Source organism: Nocardioides ginsengisoli, from assembly GCF_039537225.1.
Classification (GTDB): Bacteria; Actinomycetota; Actinomycetes; order Propionibacteriales; family Nocardioidaceae; genus Nocardioides; species Nocardioides ginsengisoli.
The window spans coordinates 58503-79112 of record NZ_BAABAC010000025.1 but is presented as its reverse complement, the minus strand read 5'-3'; the positions used below and the strand labels follow the sequence as shown (position 1 = coordinate 79112).

Annotated in this window: 18 protein-coding genes; 15 read left to right on the top strand and 3 right to left on the bottom strand. The window is 72.2% G+C overall.

Annotation, left to right across the window (positions count from 1 at the left end; all coding sequences use genetic code 11):
• Positions 1 to 4: 4 nt before the first annotated feature.
• The gene (locus AB4880_RS15160; RefSeq protein ID WP_367920054.1) at positions 5 to 1048 is read right to left on the bottom strand and encodes a hypothetical protein; all 1044 of its coding nucleotides are present in this window, start codon (positions 1046 to 1048) and stop codon (positions 5 to 7) included.
• A 24-nt stretch (positions 1049 to 1072) separates the two neighbouring features.
• Between AB4880_RS15160 and AB4880_RS15155 the strand changes: the two genes are divergently transcribed.
• Positions 1073 to 1390, top strand: a complete 318-nt coding sequence (locus AB4880_RS15155; protein ID WP_367920053.1) for a hypothetical protein — start codon at positions 1073 to 1075, stop codon at positions 1388 to 1390.
• Here the strand turns inward: AB4880_RS15155 and AB4880_RS15150 are convergent.
• Entirely contained in the window at positions 1374 to 2399 is a 1026-nt protein-coding gene (locus AB4880_RS15150; RefSeq protein ID WP_367920052.1) for a hypothetical protein, read from the bottom strand. The two genes, AB4880_RS15155 and AB4880_RS15150, sit on opposite strands and share 17 nt — an antisense overlap.
• Positions 2400 to 2424: 25 nt before the next feature.
• Between AB4880_RS15150 and mshB the strand changes: the two genes are divergently transcribed.
• The 5 genes from mshB (at position 2425) to AB4880_RS15125 (ending at position 7611) form a co-directional block, all read left to right on the top strand.
• Entirely contained in the window at positions 2425 to 3348 is a 924-nt protein-coding gene (gene mshB, locus AB4880_RS15145; protein WP_367920051.1) for an N-acetyl-1-D-myo-inositol-2-amino-2-deoxy-alpha-D-glucopyranoside deacetylase, read from the top strand.
• Positions 3349 to 3355: 7 nt separating this feature from the next.
• Entirely contained in the window at positions 3356 to 3709 is a 354-nt protein-coding gene (locus tag AB4880_RS15140) for a hypothetical protein (RefSeq protein WP_367920050.1), read from the top strand.
• Positions 3710 to 3719: 10 nt separating this feature from the next.
• Positions 3720 to 5510 carry a VanW family protein gene (locus tag AB4880_RS15135; RefSeq protein WP_367920049.1) on the top strand — a complete coding sequence of 597 codons (1791 nt, stop codon included), beginning with the start codon at positions 3720 to 3722 and terminating at the stop codon, positions 5508 to 5510.
• 272 nt (positions 5511 to 5782) lie between these two features.
• The gene (locus AB4880_RS15130) at positions 5783 to 6892 is read left to right on the top strand and encodes a GuaB3 family IMP dehydrogenase-related protein (protein ID WP_367920048.1); all 1110 of its coding nucleotides are present in this window, start codon (positions 5783 to 5785) and stop codon (positions 6890 to 6892) included.
• Positions 6893 to 6906: 14 nt separating this feature from the next.
• Complete coding sequence (locus tag AB4880_RS15125) at positions 6907 to 7611, top strand: carbon-nitrogen hydrolase family protein (RefSeq protein WP_367920047.1); 705 nt, start codon at positions 6907 to 6909, stop codon at positions 7609 to 7611.
• An 11-nt stretch (positions 7612 to 7622) separates the two neighbouring features.
• On the opposite strand, the gene AB4880_RS15120 is transcribed toward AB4880_RS15125, so the two are convergent.
• A complete protein-coding gene (locus AB4880_RS15120) occupies positions 7623 to 8234 on the bottom strand; it encodes a TetR-like C-terminal domain-containing protein (protein WP_367920046.1) in 612 nt (203 codons plus the stop codon).
• Between the two features lie 99 nt (positions 8235 to 8333).
• Between AB4880_RS15120 and AB4880_RS15115 the strand changes: the two genes are divergently transcribed.
• The 9 genes from AB4880_RS15115 to guaA all read left to right on the top strand — a co-directional run bounded on the left by AB4880_RS15115 (position 8334) and on the right by guaA (position 20506).
• Positions 8334 to 9497, top strand: coding sequence for a phosphotransferase family protein (locus tag AB4880_RS15115; RefSeq protein ID WP_367920045.1), 1164 nt, complete (start codon positions 8334 to 8336; stop codon positions 9495 to 9497).
• Positions 9494 to 10669, top strand: a complete 1176-nt coding sequence (locus tag AB4880_RS15110; RefSeq protein ID WP_367920044.1) for an Rv3169 family protein — start codon at positions 9494 to 9496, stop codon at positions 10667 to 10669. Before AB4880_RS15115 ends, AB4880_RS15110 begins: the two co-directional genes overlap by 4 nt.
• A 29-nt stretch (positions 10670 to 10698) precedes the next feature.
• On the top strand, positions 10699 to 12153 hold the full coding sequence (locus AB4880_RS15105) for an aldehyde dehydrogenase (RefSeq protein ID WP_367920043.1): 1455 nt from the start codon (positions 10699 to 10701) through the stop codon (positions 12151 to 12153).
• Between the two features lie 20 nt (positions 12154 to 12173).
• Complete coding sequence (locus AB4880_RS15100) at positions 12174 to 13181, top strand: phosphotransferase family protein (protein ID WP_367920042.1); 1008 nt, start codon at positions 12174 to 12176, stop codon at positions 13179 to 13181.
• Positions 13182 to 13255: 74 nt separating this feature from the next.
• Entirely contained in the window at positions 13256 to 13828 is a 573-nt protein-coding gene (locus AB4880_RS15095) for a hypothetical protein (RefSeq protein ID WP_367920041.1), read from the top strand.
• Positions 13829 to 14007: 179 nt separating this feature from the next.
• Positions 14008 to 15636: a succinic semialdehyde dehydrogenase gene (locus AB4880_RS15090; protein ID WP_367920040.1), complete on the top strand. Its 1629-nt coding sequence runs from the start codon at positions 14008 to 14010 to the stop codon at positions 15634 to 15636.
• A gap of 4 nt (positions 15637 to 15640) precedes the next feature.
• Entirely contained in the window at positions 15641 to 17356 is a 1716-nt protein-coding gene (locus AB4880_RS15085) for a GMC oxidoreductase (protein ID WP_367920039.1), read from the top strand.
• A 368-nt stretch (positions 17357 to 17724) separates the two neighbouring features.
• On the top strand, positions 17725 to 18759 hold the full coding sequence (locus tag AB4880_RS15080; RefSeq protein WP_367920038.1) for a hypothetical protein: 1035 nt from the start codon (positions 17725 to 17727) through the stop codon (positions 18757 to 18759).
• A gap of 163 nt (positions 18760 to 18922) precedes the next feature.
• Entirely contained in the window at positions 18923 to 20506 is a 1584-nt protein-coding gene (guaA, locus tag AB4880_RS15075; protein ID WP_367920037.1) for a glutamine-hydrolyzing GMP synthase, read from the top strand.
• Positions 20507 to 20610: the final 104 nt, after the last annotated feature.

Genomic DNA, 20610 nt, shown 5'->3' with positions numbered 1-20610 from the left:
GGGCTCAGGGCTTCAGCTCGGCGCGCGGCATCGCGAAGACCCACCGCCGCCGCGGGTGCTCGGTGACCGACCAGAAGCACCCCGTCTCCGGCCACCAGACCAGGTCCTCCGGGCCGATGGGCGTGGCCCACCGGTACTGCCGGAACGCGCCCGGCCGGCCGACGTACACCGAGCCGAGCTTGAGGCTGCTCCGCGACCGAGTGACGTAGTAGGTCCCGTCGACGGCGGCGACGCCCTGCATGTGGACGACGCCGCGGTCGTCGATGTCGGGCACCACGCGGCCGTCGTCCTCGAAGCGGGGGAGGCCGGTGCCGGGGTCGAGGGCGAAGCGGGCGATCCGTCGGGACTGGCGCGCGGAGCCGTACTCGCCGACGAGCAGGGTCGGCTCGTCGCCGGTGCGGTCGATGGTGAAGAACGAGAACCGCAGCCGCTCCACCCCGTCGTCGCTGGCGCCCTTGTTGGCGAAGCGGACGGGCAGCACGTAGCGGTGCCCGAAGGTCTCGTACGGCGACCCGGCCGGCACCCGCAGGACGTCGTCGACGTGGCAGCTGAAGAAGCCGCGTCCGGTCGCGGCGACATGGAGGTGGTCGCCGCTCCAGATGATGCCGCCGGCATGGGCCTTGAGCGGGGCCAGGCCGGGCACGCCGTCGTCGCGGAGGGTCGGCGTCACGAGCAGCACGTGGCCGTAGCGGTGGCGCTCGAGGTCGACGATGCTGATCCGGGAGCCGGAGTCGCCGCGGGAGTACCAGGACGTCGCGAGGACGTCGTGGCCGTGCTGCTCGCGGAAGCCGGTCAACGCCGACGTGGTGATGCCCTGCGGCCACCACTCGCGGGTCGCGCGGTCGTCGGCCTCCCAGGTGTAGGCGCGGCTGACGCGGAGTCCGAGCAGGCGCGGGCTCGGGGCGAGCGTACGACGCAGCCGTCGCGGCAGGTCCGGCATCATCCCGGCCATCCCGACCCGCCCGCCGCCGTCGGCCGCGAGCGCGTCGGCGAGGGCGTCGATGGCGGCGCCGTCGTCGTTGGTCCGTGTCAGATGCAGTCCGGGCACGCCGCCCACCCTAGGCGCTGACCCGTGAGCGATGATGGAGCGATGCGGGGCATCTTCTTCGAGGAGGACGACGCGCGGGCGGCCGCGCTGGCGCTGGTGGGCGGCGGGTTCGCGGCCGAGGTCGTGCGGGAGCGGCTGGCCGGCGAGGACGACGACGAGGACCACCCGTGGGCGGTCGTCACCGACGCCCCGGAGATCCAGCTCGAGATGCTCGTCGAGACCTACGACGGCTGGCTCGACGCCGAGCCCGACGGCGAGGCCGACGCGGGCCACCCGCCGAGCAAGGCGGGGTTCGCGCTGCCGCTGCCGGACGCGCCGAAGCGGATCAAGAAGCCTCAGTAGGCGGGCAGCCGAACGGTCCCTCGAACCGCTGGAACGCCCGGGTGAGGACGCCCCGGTCGCCGAACCCCGACTCGATCAGTACCGCCGGCCCGACGGCGGTGACGTCGAACGCGATGCCGAGGTCGTAGCGCTCGTTCCAGTCGTCGAGGTAGCTCTTCATCGCGTCGGCGTCGGCCGTGGCGTCCTTCTCGGCGGTGGACCCGTCGAAGAGGCGGACGGTGCGGACCTTCTGGTCGGTCGGCACGAAGAGGGCCAGGCCGCCGGGGGTGCAGTCCGGGCCGGGATTCGGGGCGAGGCCCTGGCTGCGCGTGGGGAAGCCGAGGGTGGCGTACTCGAGGTCGCCCTGGTGGTCGGCCTGGGCGAGCAGGTCGTCGTAGCTGCCCTTGTCGGCGAGCGAGTCGGCGTCGTCGGTGGCGACCTTCGCGATGTCGTCGGCGTGCCGGCCGCTGATGACGATCTCCTCGTCGGGCACGAGCACCAGGTCGGCGAGGCGCGACGGGTAGCGGCCGCCGATCAGGCCGGTCTCGTCGGATGCGGCGAGGTCGGCGTGGAAGGCCGGGTGGGACGACGGGCCCGAACGCTCGTAGCCGGCGTCCACGAGGTCGGCCGCCACCTTGTCGAAGTCGAGGTCGTCGGACATCTTCCAGACCCAGGCGGTGGCGCTCCGACCGCTGCCGAGCGCCTCCCACTCGACGTCGAAGTCGCTGAACGCAGCCTCCTGCATCACCCCGGTGAAGGGACTCAGCGAGGTGCCGTAGTCGCCCTTGATCGCATCGAGCCAACGGCTGACGTCGTCGTCCGAGGCGCCGGTGCGCACGTCGCCGAGGTCGAGCCGGTCGGCGATCCGCGCGCGGTCGACGAAGGTGACCAGCGTGGTGTCGGAGGGGAGGTACTCCAGCGCCTCCTCGAGGTGGGTGCTGCCGTCGAGCAGGCCGCATCCGGTCAGGGTCGACGCGGCCAGCAGCAGCGCCGCGACCACGCCGGTGGAGCGCCCGAGAGAGGGAGTCATGGCCCCCATCATTACGCTCGTCGACATGACCGAAACCGCGGCACACCGTCTGCTGCTCGTGCACGCCCACCCCGACGACGAGTCCATCGGCCAGGGCGCGACCATGGCCAAGTACGTCGCCGAGGGCCGCGGCGTCACCCTGGTGACCTGTACGGCGGGCGAGATGGGCGAGATCCTGGTGCCCGAGCTGGAGAACCTGGCCGCCGACAAGGAGGACCGCCTCGGCGAGCACCGCAAGGGCGAGCTCGCCGACGCGATGGCCGCGCTGGGCGTCACCGACCACCGCTTCCTCGGCGGCTTCGGCACCTACCGCGACTCCGGGATGAAGTGGCACGAGAACGGGCACGCCGTCGCGGCCGACGACATCCACGAGAACGCCTTCTGGCACGCCGACCTCACCGAGGCGGCGACGCACCTGGTCGCGGTCATCCGCGAAGTGCGGCCGCAGGTCCTCGTCACCTACGACGAGTTCGGCGGCTACGGCCACCCCGACCACATCCAGGCCCACCGGGTCGCGATGTACGCCGCGCAGCTGGCCGCCGCGCCGTCGTACCGGCGGGATCTGGGGGAGGCCTGGGACATCGCCAAGATCTACTGGGGCGCGATCTCCGAGAGCCGGATCCGCGAGGGCCTGCGGGCGATGCGGGCGGCCGGCGACACCACCACCTTCGAGGGCATGGACCCCGACGGCGAGCTGCCGCCGATGTTCCGCCGCGACGAGGACATCACCGCCGAGGTCGACGCCGGCGCCTACGTCGAGCGCAAGCTCGACGCGCTGCGCGCCCACGCCACGCAGATCACCACCGACGGCCCGTTCTTCGCGCTGTCCAACAACGTGGGGGCGCAGGCCTTCGGGCTCGAGCAGTACGTCCTGGTCAAGGGCACGGCCGGTCCGACCGACGCCGCGAACGGCTGGGAGACCGACCTCTTCGCCGGGATCGCGGGTTGAGTCCGAGGTGCGCGCACTGCTCGCCGTCTCCTGCCTCGTGCTGGGGGTCGGCGTCGCGCTGTGCACGGTGCTCCTGCACGGCTACGCGTGGGGCCTGGCGCTCGGCCTCGCCGCGACGGCCGCGACCCTCGTCGCCCTGCCGGGCGGCTGGTGGGCTCGGCTGGCGTTCGCGATCGGCTGGACGGCGCTGCTCGCGTTCGTGACCCCCGAGCGGGCCGAGGGCGACTACCTGGTCGCCGCCGACGTCAACGGCTACGTGCTGCTGCTCGCGGGAATCCTCGTCCTGGCCGCGGGTTTCGTCGGCGTCCGTCCGCACCGACCCGCCGCCGCGGATGCGGATCCTGAAGTGAGGGTTCCTTAGGATTGCCCGCGTGACGCTGTGGGAGTCCAACACCGACACGACGAAGTCCGAGCGCCCGGGAGGCAAGGTCGTCGTCGCGGTCATCGTGCTGCTCCTGCTCCTGGCCGGAGGCGGCTACGCCGCGGCCCACGTCGTCGCCGGCGACAAGGCCCCGCTCGGCACCACCGTCTCCGGAGTCGACGTCGGCGGCCTGACCCGCGCCGCGGCGATCGCCAAGCTGGAGAAGACCTTCGGGCCGCGGGCCGACGAGCCGATCAAGGTCTCCGTCGAGCACCAGCTCGCCGGCGCCGAGACCGCCGAGGCGTCGGTGCAGCCGGGCGACCTCGGTCTCGGCATCGACTACGACGCCACCATGGCCGAGGCCGGTGCGCGGTCGAGCTGGAGCCCGGGCCGGCAGTGGGACTACTTCACCGGCGGCAGCCACCACGAGGCCGTCGTCCACATCGACGACGAGCTGCTGGGCCAGCAGCTCGAGGCCCTGTCGAAGGGCCTCGGCAAGGCGCCGAAGGACGGCCAGGTCAACTTCACCGCCGACGGCGTCGAGACGGTGCAGCCCGAGGCCGGACAGGCCGTCGACCCCGACGCGGCCGAGAAGGCCATCGTCGACGCCTTCTTGACCGGCAAGAAGTCGGTCCGCCTGCAGGTCGCCCCGGCGCAGCCCGAGATCGACTCCGCCGACGTGGCCAAGGCCGTCGACGGCTTCGCCAACCCGGCGATGGCTCACGCGGTGACGCTGACCTTCGGTGAGAACGACATCCGGCTGGCGCCGCGCAAGTTCGCGTCGGTGCTGTCGATGAAGCCCGACAACGGCGAGCTGGTGCCGGTCGTCGACGAGGCCAAGCTGGCCGCGCTGGTCAAGGACGCCACCGCCGAGGGCAAGCCGGTCGACGCGACCGTGCGCATCGTCAAGGGTCGCCCGCGGGTGATCCCCGCCAAGCCCGGCGTCACCTTCGATCCGGCGCAGGTCGCGGCCGTCTTCCAGGGCCTGCTCACCGCGCCCGAGGCGCAGCGCACCGGCAGGGTCGACGCCAAGGTCACCGACGCCGACTTCACGACCAAGGACGCGCGGGCGCTGAAGATCGTCGAGAAGGTCTCGGAGTTCTCGACCTACTACCCCCACGCCGACTACCGCAATGTCAACATCGGCCGCGCCGCCGAGCTGATCGACGGCACCGTGCTCAAGCCCGGCGAGGAGTTCTCCCTCAACAAGATCGTGGGGGAGCGCACCGCCGAGAACGGCTTCACCGACGGCTACATCATCAGCAACGGCATCTTGAAGAAGGACCTCGGCGGCGGCGTCTCGCAGATGGCGACGACGACCTTCAACGCGATGTTCTTCGCCGGCCTGCAGGACATCCAGCACAAGCCGCACTCGTTCTACATCGACCGCTACCCGGTCGGGCGCGAGGCCACCGTGGCCTGGCCGACCGTCGACCTGCGGTTCAAGAACGACACGCCCTACGGCGTCCTCGTCCACGCCTGGGTCGAGCCGAGCACCTACGCGCGCCAGGGCAAGGTGACCGTGCAGATGTGGTCGACGAAGGTCTGGGACATCGACGCGCGGACGTCGTCGCGCTACGCCTACGTCCCCGCCGCGACGCGGACCCTGACCACGCCCGACTGCGAGCCGCACACCGGCTGGTCCGGCTTCCAGGTCGACGTCACCCGGATCTTCCGCAAGCACGGCTCGTCGGCCGTCGACCACAGCGAGAAGTTCCACACCGTCTACACGCCGTCCGACACGGTGGTGTGCAAGAAGCCGGCGCCGCCGGTCCCCGGCAAGCCCGACCCGGCCGACTGAGCTCCGCTGGGCGCCGACCCGGCGCAAACTTCCGCCGGCTGGGCGCCGACCCGGCGCAAACTTCCGCCGGGTGGGCGCCGACCCGGCGCAAACTTCCGCCGGCTGGGCGCCGACCCGGCGCAAACTTCCGCCGGCTGGGCGCCGACCCGGCGCAAACTTCTGCCGGGTCGGCTCATCGCGGATCGGATGAGCTGGCTGGCGACGCTGCTCCGCCGGTCGGCCTGGCGGGCCGGTGCCCGCGCCGGCCGAGAGCGGGCCGATAGGCTGGCGGGGTGAGCGACATCGAGATCGGCCGCGCCAAGCGGGCCCGCCGCGCGTACTCCTTCGACGACATCGCGATCGTGCCCTCCCGGCGCACGCGCGACCCCGAGGAGGTCAGCGTCGACTGGCAGATCGACGCCTACCGGTTCTCGCTCCCGATCCTCGCCGCCCCGATGGACTCGGTGATGTCGCCCAAGACCGCCATCGAGTTCGGCCAGTACGGCGGCCTCGGCGTCCTCAACCTCGAGGGCCTCTGGACCCGCTACGACGACCCTGAGTCGCTGCTCGAGGAGGTCGCCGTCCTGCAGGGCGTCGAGGCGACCCGCCGGCTCCAGCAGATCTACGAGGAGCCGATCAAGGCCGAGCTGATCTCCGCGCGGCTGCGTGAGATGCGCGAGGCGGGCGTGACTGTCGCCGGCTCGCTGTCGCCGCAGCGCACCAAGGAGTTCGCGAAGACGGTGACCGACGCGGGCGTCGACCTCTTCGTCATCCGCGGCACCACCGTCTCCGCCGAGCACGTGTCGAGCCAGGCCGAGCCACTGAACCTCAAGGAGTTCATCTACGAGCTCGACGTCCCGGTCATCGTCGGCGGCTGCGCGACCCACCAGGCAGCGCTGCACCTGATGCGCACCGGCGCGGCCGGCGTCCTGGTCGGCTTCGGCGGCGGCGCCGCCCACACGACCCGCACCGTACTCGGCATCTCCGTCCCGATGGCCAGCGCCGTCGCCGACGTCGCCGCCGCGCGCCGCGACTATCTCGACGAGTCGGGCGGCCGCTACGTCCACGTCATCGCCGACGGCTCGATCGGTACCTCCGGCGACCTCGCCAAGGCGATCGCCTGCGGCGCCGACGCGGTCATGGTCGGCTCGCCCTTCGCCCGCGCCACCGACGCGCCGGGCCGCGGCTTCCACTGGGGCGCCGAGGCCCACCACGCCGACCTGCCGCGTGGCCAGCGCGTCCAGTTCGACCAGGTCGGCACCATCGAGGAGATCCTGTTCGGGCCCTCCCGCGTCGCCGACGGCACCATGAACCTGATCGGCGCCCTCAAGCGGTCGATGGCCACGACGGGCTACACGGAGCTCAAGGAGTTCCAGCGCGTCGAGGTCGTCTCCCACCACTGAGCCCGCGCCCGACGGTGATCGTCGCCGCCGCCCAGGCCGAGGCTCGCGCCGCCGACCTGGCCCACAACGCCGCCACCGCCGCCCGCCTCACCCGTGAGGCGGGCGAGCGCGGCGCTCGCGTCGTCGTCTTCCCCGAGGCCTTCCTGACCGGCTACGACGCCTCCGCCTTCGCCGGACCGCCCACGTTGGCCGACCTCCGGGGGGTCGACCTCGACCCGCTGCGGGCGGCCGCCGCCGACACCGGCGCGACCGTCGTCGCCTCGACCGCGCTGCGCCGCGACGCGCACCGGACCCTCGCGATGGTCGTCATCGGTCCTGACGGCAGCACCACGGCGCCGTACGACAAGCAGCACCTCGACGGCGCCGAGCCGGACTGGTTCGCCCCCGGCGACCACCCGGCCTCCATCACCGTCGACGGCCGCCTGCTCGCCCTCTCCATCTGCCGCGACGGCAGCATCCCCGAGCACGCCGCCATCGCTGCGGCGTCCGGCGCGACGGCGTACCTCGCCTCGGTCGCGTACTTCCCCGGCGGCGCCCGCCGCCTCGACGTCACCTACGCCGCCCGCGCCCTCGACCACCGCTTCCCGGTCGTGGTCTCCGCGCTCACCGGCCGGTGCGGGGGGCAGGAGTTCATCGGCGGGTCCGCGATCTACGGGCCGGACGCCGAGGCGCTGGTGCGGCTCGACGCGGGCGAGGGGCTCGCGGTCGCCGAGATCTAGCAGCGGGCTCCCTAGGGTCGCAGGCTGCGCGCCAGCGTCGCGGTCAGCCGCTCCACCCACGCGTCGTCGAGCTCGTCCGGGGTGAGCAGCACCCCGGAGATCACCGCGCCGATGACCAGCCGCAGCAGGTCGTCGGCCCGGGCGTCCGGGTGCGCCTCGCCCGCGTCGACGGCGGCGCGCAGCCGCTCGTCGAGGTCGCGGAAGACGCCGGCGAAGCGCTGCATCATCGCGGCGTGCAGGTCGGGCCAGGTGCTGACCTCGGCGAGGAGGGCGGGGAGGGCGGCGGCCGCGACCGGCGCGCAGAGGGCGTCGCGGGTGCCGCGCACGATGCCGGCGAGGTCGGTGGCGAGGTCGGCGCCGAGGTGCATCTGGAGGGCGAGCTCGCCGGGGAAGGCGGCCTCGTGGACCAGGTGGGGGAGCGCGGGCCAGCGCCGGTAGAGGGCGGCCTTCGTCGTGCCGGCCCGGGCGGCGACGGCCGCGACGGTGACGGCGGGATAGCCGCCCTCGGCCAGCAGCTCCCGTACGGCGGCCAGCGCGGCCTGCTCGATCCGCGGGTCCCGCGGCCGGCCGGCGCCCCGCGTCGTGGGAGTCGACCGGGTGGGCCGAGCAGAGATCGTCCCCATGAGCCTCTTCCCCTCTTTCGATACCGAGAGTACCGTAATCGGCCATTGACAAGTTAGAACACGTTCTAACAGGCTGTGACTGCCCTCAGGAGGACCCCCGTGACCCAGTCGCCCCCGCCCGACCTCGCCGATCTCGCCGACCTGCACATGCAGCGGTCCAGCCGCGACCAGGGCACCGTCCACGACCGCCTCGAGGAGTGGCTCGGCGCCGTCCTCCCGGCCGGCGCGGAGCCCCAGGTCACGCTGCACGCGGGCGTCGACAGCAACGGCATGTCCAGCGAGACCGTCGTCCTCGACGTCACCCACACCGCCGACGGCGTCCGGGTCACCGACCGGCTCGTCGCCCGGGTCGCACCGGCGCCCGCGGACCTGCCGGTCTTCCCGGAGTACCGCCTCGGCGACCAGTACGACGCCATGCGCCTCGCCGCCGAGCTGACCGAGGTCCCCGTCCCGCGGGTCCGCTGGATGGAGCCCACCGGCGACGTCCTCGGCACGCCCTTCTTCCTCATGGACCGCGTCGACGGCGTCGTGCCGCCCGACGTGCTGCCCTACACCTTCGGCGACAACTGGCTCTTCGACGCGCCCGCCGCCGACCAGCAGGGCCTGCAGCGCGCCAGCATCGAGGTGCTCGCCCGGCTGCACGCGATCCCGGACGCCGCCACCACCTTCGGCTTCCTCGACCCGGCCGTCAGCGGTCACGAGGGCGCAGGCCCGCTCGCGCGCAACCTGGCGAAGACCCGCTCCTGGTACGACTACGCGCGCAACGCACCGGAAGGGAGCCCGCGCTCGCCGCTGATCGAGCGCGGCCTGGCCTGGCTCGAGGCCAACCTGCCGGCCGAGACCGGCGACCCGGTCCTGGTGTGGGGCGACTCGCGCATCGGCAACGTCATGTACGACGGCTTCCGCCCGGTCGCCGTCCTCGACTGGGAGATGGCGACGCTCGGCCCGCGTGAGATGGACCTGGCCTGGATCGTCTTCGCGCACCGCGTCTTCCAGGAGATCGCGACCATGCTCGAGCTGCCCGGGATGCCCGACTTCCTGCGTGAGGACGACGTCCGCGCGACGTACGCCGAGCTCAGCGGCGTCGAGGTCGGCGACCTCACCTGGTACCAGGTCCACGCCGCCGTCCTGTGGGGCTGCGTCTTCCTCCGCACCAGCGCCCGCCAGATCCACTTCGGCGAGATCGAGCGGCCCGACGACCCGGAGGCCGTCTTCCACCACCGCCCGCTCTTCGAGCGGCTCCTCGAGGAGGTCGGCGCATGAGCACCCGTCACGACCACGGACTGCACGGCGAGTACGACGGCCTCGGCCCGCTCGACGAGTACCCGATCCACCAGCTCCCGCGCCCCGTCGCGTGGGCCGGCAGCAGCGACCGGAACTTCTACGACCGCTGCTACCTCAACGCCCACGACCGCACCGGCGACCTCTTCCTCATCACCGGCCTCGGCTTCTACCCCAACCTCGGCACCAAGGACGCCTACGTCCTGCTCCGCCGCGGCGACGAGCAGACCGCCGTCCACCTCGGCGACGCCGCCGACCCGCGCGGCGCCGACCGGATGGACCAGCGGGTCGGCAACTACCGGATCGAGGTCGTCGAGCCGCTGCGCCGACTGCGGGTGGTCCTCGAGGAGACCGAGGGCATCGCCATGGACCTGACCTGGGAGGGCTCCTTCCCGGTCGTCCAGGAGCTGCCGCACGTGATGCGCCAGGGCAGCGGTACGACGCTCGACGCGCAGCGCTTCGCCCAGGTCGGCACCTGGGAGGGTGTGCTCAGCGTCGACGGCGAGGACATCGTGGTCACTCCCGACCGCTGGGTCGGCAGTCGCGACCGCTCGTGGGGCATCCGCCCGGTGGGCGAGGCGGCGCCCGCGGGCAAGCCGGCCGACCCGGCCTTCGAGGGCATGTGGTGGCTCTACCTGCCGCTGCGCTTCGAGGACTTCTGCGTCGTCCTCATCATCCAGGAGACCCCCGACGGCTTCCGGACCCTCAACGACTGCACGCGGATCTGGGCGGACGGCCGGATCGAGCAGCTCGGCTGGCCGCGCGTCGAGATCCGCTACGCCTCCGGCACCCGCGTGCCCACCGGCGCGACCGTCGTCTGCACGACGCCCGAGGGCAAGGAGCTGATCCTCGAGGTCACCTCCAAGCTGCCCGTCCCGCTGCACGTCGGCGGCGGCTACGGCGGCGACTCCGACTGGACCCACGGCATGTGGAAGGGCCCCGCCTTCACCGAGCGGGTGACCCACGACATGACCGACCCCGCCGTCGCCGGGCGGGTGATGTTCGGCGTGATCGACCACGTCGGCCAGGCCACCGTGCACGGCCCGGGCGCCGGCGTCCCCGACGGCTCCGAGGGATGGGGCCTGTTCGAGCACGGCTCGCTCGGCCGGCACGACCCCAGCGGCTTCGCCGACTGGTTCACCCTCGCTCCCTGACTCGCACCCCACCCCCGGAAGGACCCGACATGACCCTCGATCGCGATGCCCTCTTCATCGGCGGCACCTGGGCCAAGCCCGCCACCGACGCCGTCCTGGAGGTGGTCTCGCCGCACTCCGAGGAGGTGGTGGCGCGGGTCCCCGAGGGCTCCACGGCCGACATCGACGCCGCGGTCGCCGCCGCGCGCAGGGCGTTCGACGAGGGCCCGTGGCCGCGGATGAGACCGGCCGAGCGGATCGAGATCGTGCAGACCCTCTCCGGTCTCTACGCCGCCCGGCTCGAGGAGATGGCCACGATCATCTCCACCGAGATGGGCTCGCCGATCTCGTTCAGCTCGCTGGCCCAGGCGCCCGCGCCGTGGATGCAGATCGAGGCCTTCCTCGCGATCGCGCGGGAGTTCCCGTGGGAGGACCGGCGCGCCGGCTCGCTCGGCGGCGACGTCGTCGTACGTCACGAGCCGGTGGGGGTCGTGGCCGCGATCCCGCCGTGGAACGTCCCGCAGTTCACGATCCTGTCGAAGGTGATCCCCGCGCTGCTGACCGGCTGCACGGTCGTCGTGAAGCCGGCCCCGGAGACGCCGCTCGACGCGTACCTGCTGGCCGAGCTGCTGGTCGAGGCCGGCGTCCCCGAGAGCGTGGTCAGCATCGTCGCGGGCGGGCGCGAGGTGGGCGAGCACCTGGTGCGCCACCCGGGCGTCGACAAGGTCGCGTTCACCGGCTCGACCGCCGCGGGCCGCAAGATCGGCGCGATCTGCGGCGAGCAGCTCAAGCGGGTCTCGCTCGAGCTCGGCGGCAAGTCCGCCGCGATCATCCTGGACGACGCCGACGAGGCGGCCGCGATCGAGGGTCTGAAGTTCCTCGGAGTCATGAACTCCGGCCAGGCCTGCGTCGCGCAGACCCGCGTCCTGGTCAGCCGCGAGCGGCACGACGCCTTCGCCGAGGCGCTCGCGTCGGCGATCGGCGCGATGAAGGTCGGCGACCCGCTCGACCCCGCGACCGAGATCGGCCCGATGGTCGCCCAGCGCCAGCAGGAGCGGGTCGAGAAGTACATCGCGCTCGGCCAGGAGGAGGGCGCCCGGCTGCTCACCGGCGGCAACGGCCGCCCCGACGGCCTCGACACCGGCTGGTACGTCCGGCCCACCGTGTTCGCCGGCGTCGACAACCGGATGCGGATCGCCCAGGAGGAGATCTTCGGCCCGGTCCTCTCCGTCATCCCGTACGTCGACGTCGCCGACGCGGTCCGGATCGCCAACGACTCGGAGTACGGGCTCGCCGGCACCGTGTGGACCGCCGACGTGGAGGCCGGTCTCGAGGTCGCCCGCGGCGTCCGCACCGGCACCTACGGCGTCAACACCTACACGATGGACTTCGCGGCGCCCTTCGGCGGCTTCAAGGCCTCCGGCCTGGGCCGCGAGTTCGGCCCCGAGGGGCTGGCGCAGTACACCGAGGCGAAGTCGGTCTACCTGCCGCTCCCGGAGATGTAGCCTCCCTCGGAGGAGGCGCCATGTCCGAGGGGCTCGACCAGCATCCGGTGCTCGACTCCGTCGACGCGCTGACCGCGGGCGCGCGCGACCGCACACCGCTCAGCGGCCCCGGCAAGTCCGGGGCCGCGCTCGAGCGGGTCACCCTCGACGGCACGACGTACGTCGTGAAGTACCTCGACAGCGACGCCGACTGGACGCTGCGCGCGGCCGGCGTGACCGGCAGCCCGACCGTCGAGCTCTGGCGGCGCGGTGTCCTCGCCGACCTGCCCGCCGAGATCGCCCAGCCGATCGTCGCCCTCGCCCACGACCGCGCCCGGCCGACCCTCGCCGCCCTCCTCATGGAGGACGTCGGGCCGTGGCTGATTCCCGCGACCGACGAGCCGATCACGGTCGCCCAGAACGAGCTGTTCGTCGACCACATGGCCGCGCTGCACGTCGCCTTCTGGGAGACCGAGCGCGACGTCGACGTCGTCCCGGCGCGCGAGCGCTACCTCGAGCTCTCCCCGCGGATGGCCGCGGCCGAGGCGGCCCTCGGCTCCGACCACCTGGTGCCACGCCTCGTCGCGCAGGGGTGGCCGCTGCTGGAGTCCGTCGCGCCGCGCGCGGCCGCGGTCGTCGTACCGCTGGTCGAGGAGCCGGCGCCGCTGGTCGCCGCCCTGGCGAGCACGCCGCAGACGTTCATCCACGGCAACTGGAAGCTCGACAACCTCGGCATCGACGCCACCGGTCGCACCATCCTGCTCGACTGGGAGGCGCCGGGCAGGGGCGCCGGTGCCGCCGACCTGGCCTGGTATCTCGCCATCAACTGCCGTCGTCTCCCTGTCAGCAAGGAGGCCACGATCGCGGCCTACCGTGCGGCCCTCGAGCGCCGCGGCATCGACACCGCGCCGTGGTGGGAGCGCCAGCTCGGGCTCGCGCTGGTGGGCGCCCTCGTGCAGTTCGGCTGGGAGAAGGCCCTCGGCGGCTACGACGACGAGCTGGCCTGGTGGGAGGAGCGGGTCGTCGAGGGCGCGCGCCTGCTGGCGTAGAGCCCCAACTTCGGGCATGGCCCCGGGGCCGATCGATGACAGCCTGGTGAGGTTGTCCAGCCCCAGGAGGAGTCATGCGCACCCGCTTCGTTCTCGCCCTCGGCACGCTGGTCGCGGCCGGTCTGGTCCCCGCCGGGACCGCCACGGCCCAACCCATCGACAAGGGCCACTTCCAGGACGCCTTCACCAGCGACGTCTACGACTGCAACGGGACGCTCGCCCAGGACTCGGTCGAGATCTCCGGCAACTTCCTGTTCAACCAGCGCGGCTCGTCGCCGTTCCCCTACTACCGCGAGAGCGTGTCGGGCAGCGTCACGACGACCAACCTCGCCACCGGCGGCACGTTCACCAACGTGTTCAACGCCAACAGCCGCGACCACACCATCACCGACAACGGCGACGGCACGATCACGATCACCACCTTCGCCTCGGGTGGCGGCCGCTACTACGACACCAACGGCAACTTCGTGCTGAAGGACCCCGGGCAGACCCGGTTCGCGATCGACATCGACTACAACGGCACGCCGGGCAACCCGGACGACGACGTCGTGGTGCCGGACTCGTTCCGCATCGTGCGGCCGTCGACGGGCCACAGCGACTTCTCGGGCCGCGACTTCTGCGCCGACCTGGTGCAGTTCACCTCGTAGACGGAGGTAGGGCGGAGGTAGGCGGAGGTAGGCCGAGCCGTCCGGACGGGCGCGACTGTCCGCCTTCTGGTCGTCAATCTCCACCGGATCACGCGCTTGACACGGCGAGGGAGTGTGTAAAGCGGCACATCTGCTACCGAGCGGTAGCCTCCGTGACTCCGCTCACCTACCCTCGTCCCATGAGCGAAGCGATTTCCGGTTCCGGCGCCTCCGGCGGCCCCGTCGTCGAGGGCCCGCACGACCCCGAGCACGACCCCCGGGGCGCCTACGCCCTGGAGCCCGCCTACGTCGCCCGGCTGACCGACCGGATCGTGGCCACCACCGGCGCCACCACCCAGGTCTTCTCGCCGATCGACGGTGCGCCGATCGCCAACATCCCGCAGTCGAGCAGCGACGACGTCGCCGAGGCCTTCCGCCGGGCGCGGGTCGCCCAGGCGGCCTGGGCGCGGGTGTCGATCGACGAGCGGGCGCGCATCCTGCACCGGCTGCACGACCTGGTCCTCGACCGCCAGGGCGAGATCATGGACCTGATCCAGCTCGAGTCCGGCAAGGCCCGCAAGCACGCCTTCGACGAGCCGCTGCACATCGCGCTCACCGCGCGCTACTACGCTCGCACCGCCCACCGGCACCTCGACACCCAGCGCCGCCCGGGCGTCGTCCCGGTGCTCACCCGGGTCGAGCTCAACCGGGTGCCCAAGGGCGTCGTCGGCATCATCTCGCCGTGGAACTACCCGTTCACGATGGCGCTGTGCGACGGCCTGCCCGCCCTGCTCGCCGGCAACGCGGTCGTCACCAAGCCCGACGCGCAGACCATGCTGTCCGCGCTGCTCGGCGCCCAGCTGCTCGAGGAGGCCGGCTTCCCGCGCGACCTGTGGCAGGTCGTCGCCGGGCCGGGGCGTGAGCTCGGCACGCCGATCATCGAGCGCTCCGACTACATCTGCTTCACCGGCTCCACCGCCACCGGCAAGATCATCGCCCAGCAGGCGGCCGAGCGGCTGATCGGCTGCTCGCTCGAGCTCGGCGGCAAGAACCCGATCCTCGTGCTCCGCGACGCCGACATCGAGCGCGCGGCCGAGGGCGCCGTCCGAGCCTGCTTCTCCAACGCCGGCCAGCTGTGCGTCTCGACCGAGCGGATGTTCGTCGCCGACGCCGTCTACGACCGCTTCGTCGAGCGCTTCGTGGCCCGCACCAAGGCGATGAGCCTGGGCGCGACGATGGACTGGGACGCCGACATGGGCACCCTGATCTCCGCCGACCAGCTCGCCACGGTCACCGCCCACGTCGACGACGCCGTCGCCAAGGGCGCCCGGGTGCTCGCCGGCGGCAAGGCTCGGCCGGACCTGGCGCCCTACTACTTCGAGCCGACCATCCTCGAGGGCGTCACGCCCGAGATGACCTGCTTCGGTCACGAGACCTTCGGCCCGGTCGTCTCGATCTACCGCTTCCACGACGAGGCCGACGCGATCGCCCGCGCCAACGACGGCGAGTACGGCCTCAACGGCTCGATCTACACCCGCGACACCGAGCGCGGACGGGCGATCGCCCGCCAGATCAAGTGCGGCACAGTCAACGTCAACGAGGCCTTCGGCGCCACCTTCGCCAGCATCGACGCCCCGATGGGCGGCATGCGCGAGTCCGGCATGGGACGGCGCCAGGGCGGCGAGGGCATCCACCGCTACACCGAGACCCAGTCGGTCGCGACCCAGCGGCTGATCCGGTTCGGCCCGATGCTCGGCATGTCCGACGAGGGCTACGCGAAGTTCATGAGCGCCTCGCTGCGGCTCATGGACAAGCTGGGCCGGGCGTGAGCCGATGACCGACTTCGACTACGACGTCCTCGTCATCGGCTCCGGCTTCGGCGGCTCGGTCACGGCCCTGCGGCTGACCGAGAAGGGCTACCGGGTCGGCGTCCTCGAGGCCGGCGCCCGGTTCACCGACGCCGACTTCGCCGACAACTCGTGGGACCTGAAGAAGTACCTCTACGCCCCGGCCGCCGGCTGCTACGGCATCCAGCGCATCGACATGGTCAAGGACTGCCTGATCCTCGCCGGCGCGGGCGTCGGCGGCGGCTCGCTGGTCTACGCCAACACGCTCTACGAGGCGCTCGAGCCCTTCTACCAGGACCCGTCCTGGGCCCACATCACCGACTGGAAGGCCGAGCTGGCGCCCTACTACGACCAGGCCAAGCGGATGCTGGGCGTGGTCACCTACCCGCGGATGACGCCGTCCGACGAGGTGATGAAGAAGGTCGCCGACGAGATGGGCGTGGGCGACAGCTTCCACCCCACGCCGGTCGGCGTCTTCTTCGGCGGGCCCGAGCAGTCGCCGGGCGCCCAGGTCGACGACCCCTACTTCGGTGGCGTCGGCCCGCGGCGCAACACCTGCATCGACTGCGGCGAGTGCATGACCGGCTGCCGGCACAACGCCAAGAACACGCTGGTCAAGAACTACCTCTACCTCGCCGAGCAGAACGGCGCGGTCGTCCACCCGCTCACCACGGTGACCCGGGTGCGGCCGCTGGCCGGGGGCGGCTACCAGGTCGACGCCCGCTGGACGAAGGCGAAGCTGTCCCGCCGTACGGCGACCCGCACGTTCACCGCCGAGCAGGTGGTCTTCTCGGCCGCCGCGCTCGGCACCCAGAAGCTGCTCCACCGGCTCAAGGCCGAGGGCGACCTGCCCCACGTGTCCGACCGGCTGGGCCACCTGACGCGCACCAACTCCGAGTCGATCCTGGGCGCGATCGCGCCGCAGGGCGCCGACGTCGACTACACCGACGGCGTCGCGATCACCTCCTCGTGGCATCCCGACGAGCACACCCACATCGAGCCGGTGCGCTACGGCAAGGGCAGCAACGCGATGTCGCTGATGCAGACCGTGCTCACCGACGGCGACGGCCCCGACCCGCGCTGGAAGGTGTGGCTCAAGGAGCTGTGGAAGGAGCGCAAGCGCGTCCGCGACCTCTACGACGTCAAGCACTGGTCCGAGCGGGTCGTGATCGCGCTGGTCATGCAGTCGGTCGACAACTCGATCACCACCTTCCCGCGCCGGATCGCCGGGAAGTGGGTGCTCTCGTCGAAGCAGGGCCACGGCGAGCCCAACCCGACGTGGATCCCCGCTGCCAACGACGCCGTACGACGGATGGCCGCGGTGATGGGCGGCGGCACCGCCGGCGGCACCATCGGCGAGCCCTTCAACCGGCCGCTGACCGCCCACTTCATCGGCGGCTGCACGATCGGCGACAGCCCCGAGTCCGGCGTCGTCGACCCCTACCAGCGGGTGTTCGGCCACCCCGGCCTGCACATCGTCGACGGCTCGACCATCTCGGCCAACCTCGGCGTCAACCCGTCGCTGACGATCACCGCCCAGGCCGAGCGGGCGATGGCCTTCTGGCCCAACAAGGGCGAGGCCGACCCGCGGCCGGCGCTCGGGTCGTCGTACCAGCGGATCGAGGCGGTCGCGCCGCACGCGCCCGTCGTCCCGGCGGACGCCCCGGCGGCCCTGCGGCTGCCGATCGTGGGTGTGAGCTGAGGGACGCGTGACGTCTGCTGAGGCGCTCTCCGGGCTCGCCGGGGAGCGCCTCAGAAGTTTTCGCAACTTGTTCGGGACCGGCGTAACCCGCCCCCGACGGCCTCGTTGATCTGAACGAGCCCGGGAATCACGCTCCCTCCCGAAGCCCGGGCTCGGTCCAGGCACTGTCCATCAGCTGCGTGGACAATCAGGGCCCGGCCACCCTCCCTCCCCGGCCGGGCCCTGGTGCGTTTTCGGGGCCGGTCTTCTGCGTCTCACCCGGCAGATGGGTCGTCCTTCGGCCGAAAACGGAGCATTTCTGCCGGGTGAGACCGAGCCCCTGTGGATGACAGCCGACGCTCATCGCTCGTTCGACGCAGGATCGCGTCATGGATGTGCACCAGGTGAGTCGCCGCGGCGTCGTCCTGCCGGTACATCTCGACGCGACCGGGCGAACCGGGCCGACCCCCGGCCAGGCGCGAGGCGGGCGATGGCGAGGTGTCGCGCCCGGCTGGTACGTGCCCGGCGAGGTCGACGGCGCCGTCCTCGATCAGCGCATCGTCGAGGCGCTCGCGGGGGTGCCGTCCTACGCAGCCGTCACGGGCTGGGCGTCGCTCGCCCGGCGCGACGCACGCTGGTTCAAGGGGCTGGCGGCAGACGGACGCACCGTGGTGGACGTGCCGGTGGCCTTGCAGACGCGCGGGGTACGACGGCGGGCGGGCGTCGAGCTCACCGAGGACTGGCTGTTCGACGACGACATCGAGGTGGTCGACGGACTTCCGGTCACCCGCCCGGAGCGGGCGGTCGCCTTCGAGGTGTGCCGCACCCGATCGCTCGCCCCGGCGGTGCGGATGGTCGACCTGGCCTGTGCGGCCGACCTGACCGACCTTGCCACCTTGGACACCTACACCCAGCGGCTGATCGCCCGACCCGGTGTGCCGAGACTGCGCACCGCGCTCGCCTGGGCGGACGAGAACGTGTGGTCGCCGCAGGAGTCGACGATGCGCGTCGTCTGGCGACAGCGGATTCCGCGAGCGCTCCTTGCCAACCGGCCGCTCTTCGATCACGACGGCAGGCATCTGGTCACGCCGGACCTCATCGATCCACTCGCCGGCGTCGTCGGCGAGTACGACGGCGCCGTTCACCTCGGGGACGGCCTCCGTCGTCGCGATCTCGACCGCGACGCCCTCTACCGCGACCTCGGGCTCGAGCTGGTCACGATGATGTCGGCCGGCACCGGCGACGTCCATCACTTCGAACGACGCCTCGCAGCGGCGTACCGGCGAGCGGCGCGGCGCCCGGCGGAGTCCCCCAGGTGGACGCTGCGACAGCCGGCGTGGTGGGTCGATACCTCGACCGTCGCCCGGCGCCGGGCGCTGACGCTGGACCAGCGCGCGACCTGGCTGCGTCGCCTCGCCCTCTGAACGGGTCTGTCCTCCCGCCCGCTCCCTGTCGCACCCGGCAGATCCGTCGTACTTGGCCGGAAAACCCGACAGAAATGCCGGGTGAGGCACAGGAGCGGGAGGAAGCAGCGGCGGGGGCGACGTGGGTTCGGGGGAGCGGCCCGGGGCTGGATACGATTCGCCCATGACGGCGGTGGAGAACCTTCCCGAGCACGACCTGGTCCTGGTCGTGGACTTCGGTGCGCAGTACGCCCAGCTGATCGCCCGTCGGGTGCGCGAGGCGCGGGTCTACTCCGAGATCGTGCCGCACACCATGTCGGTGGCCGAGATGGTCGCCCGCAACCCGAAGGCGATCATCCTCTCCGGCGGCCCGTCGTCGGTCTACGAGGAGGGCGCCCCGGCGGTCGACCCGGCCATCTTCACGGCCGGCCCCGCCGTCTTCGGCATGTGCTACGGCTTCCAGCTGATGGCCGCCCACCTCGGTGGCACGGTGTCGGCGACCGGCGCGCGTGAGTACGGCCGCACCCGGGTCAACGTCCACCACCCCGGCACCCTGCTCAACGGCATCCCGGCCGAGCACAACGTGTGGATGTCGCACGGCGACTCGGTGAGCGCCGGCCCCGAGGGCTTCGCCGTCCTCGCGTCGACCGACGTCACCCCCGTCGCGGCCTTCGAGGACGTCGACCGCGGTCTCGCCGGCGTCCAGTGGCACCCCGAGGTGCTGCACTCCGAGCACGGCCAGCGGGTCCTCGAGCACTTCCTGTGGGACATCGCCGGCTGCCGCCAGACCTGGACCATCGGCAATATCGCCGAGGAGCAGATCGCCCGCATCCGCGAGCAGATCGGCCCCGACGGTCGCGCCATCTGCGGCCTGTCCGGCGGCGTCGACTCCGCGGTCGCCGCGGCGATCGTGCAGAAGGCGATCGGCGACCGGCTGACCTGCGTCTACGTCGACCACGGCCTGATGCGCAAGGGCGAGACCGAGCAGATCGAGCGCGATTTCGTCGCCGCGACCGGCGCCAAGCTGGTCATCGTCGACGCCGAGAAGCAGTTCCTCGACGCGCTCGCCGGCACCAGCGAGCCGGAGGCCAAGCGCAAGATCATCGGCCGCGAGTTCATCCGCGCCTTCGAGGGCGCCGAGCTCGAGGTCGTCAAGGACGCCCCCGAGGGCGCAGAAGTCGGCTTCCTCGTCCAGGGCACGCTCTACCCCGACATCGTCGAGTCCGGCCACGGCGCCGGCACCTCGACCATCAAGTCCCACCACAACGTCGGTGGCCTGCCCGAGGACCTCGAGTTCGAGCTCGTCGAGCCGCTGCGCGAGCTGTTCAAGGACGAGGTCCGCGCCGTCGGCGCCCAGCTCGGCCTGCCCAGCGTCATCGTCCAGCGCCAGCCCTTCCCCGGCCCCGGCCTCGGCATCCGGATCATCGGCGAAGTCACCCGCGAGCGCCTCGACATCCTGCGCGAGGCCGACGCCATCGCCCGCGAGGAGATGACCGCCGCCGGCCTCGACGGCGACATCTGGCAGATGCCCGTCGTCCTGCTCGCCGACGTCCGTTCGGTCGGCGTCCAGGGTGACCACCGCACCTACGGCCACCCCGTCGTGCTGCGCCCGGTGACCTCCGAGGACGCCATGACGGCCGACTGGGCCCGCCTCCCGTACGACGTGCTGGAGCGGATCTCGACCCGGATCACCAACGAGGTGGCCGAGGTCAACCGGGTCACCGTCGACATCACCTCGAAGCCGCCGGGCACCATCGAGTGGGAGTGAACGGGGGCTGACGCCCGCGTTTCTACCCCGCCCCGAGACCGTCGTACGTACCATGGCGGCTGGGGAGGGGCCCGTCGTGCTGCCGCAACGCAGGGCGGTGGTCT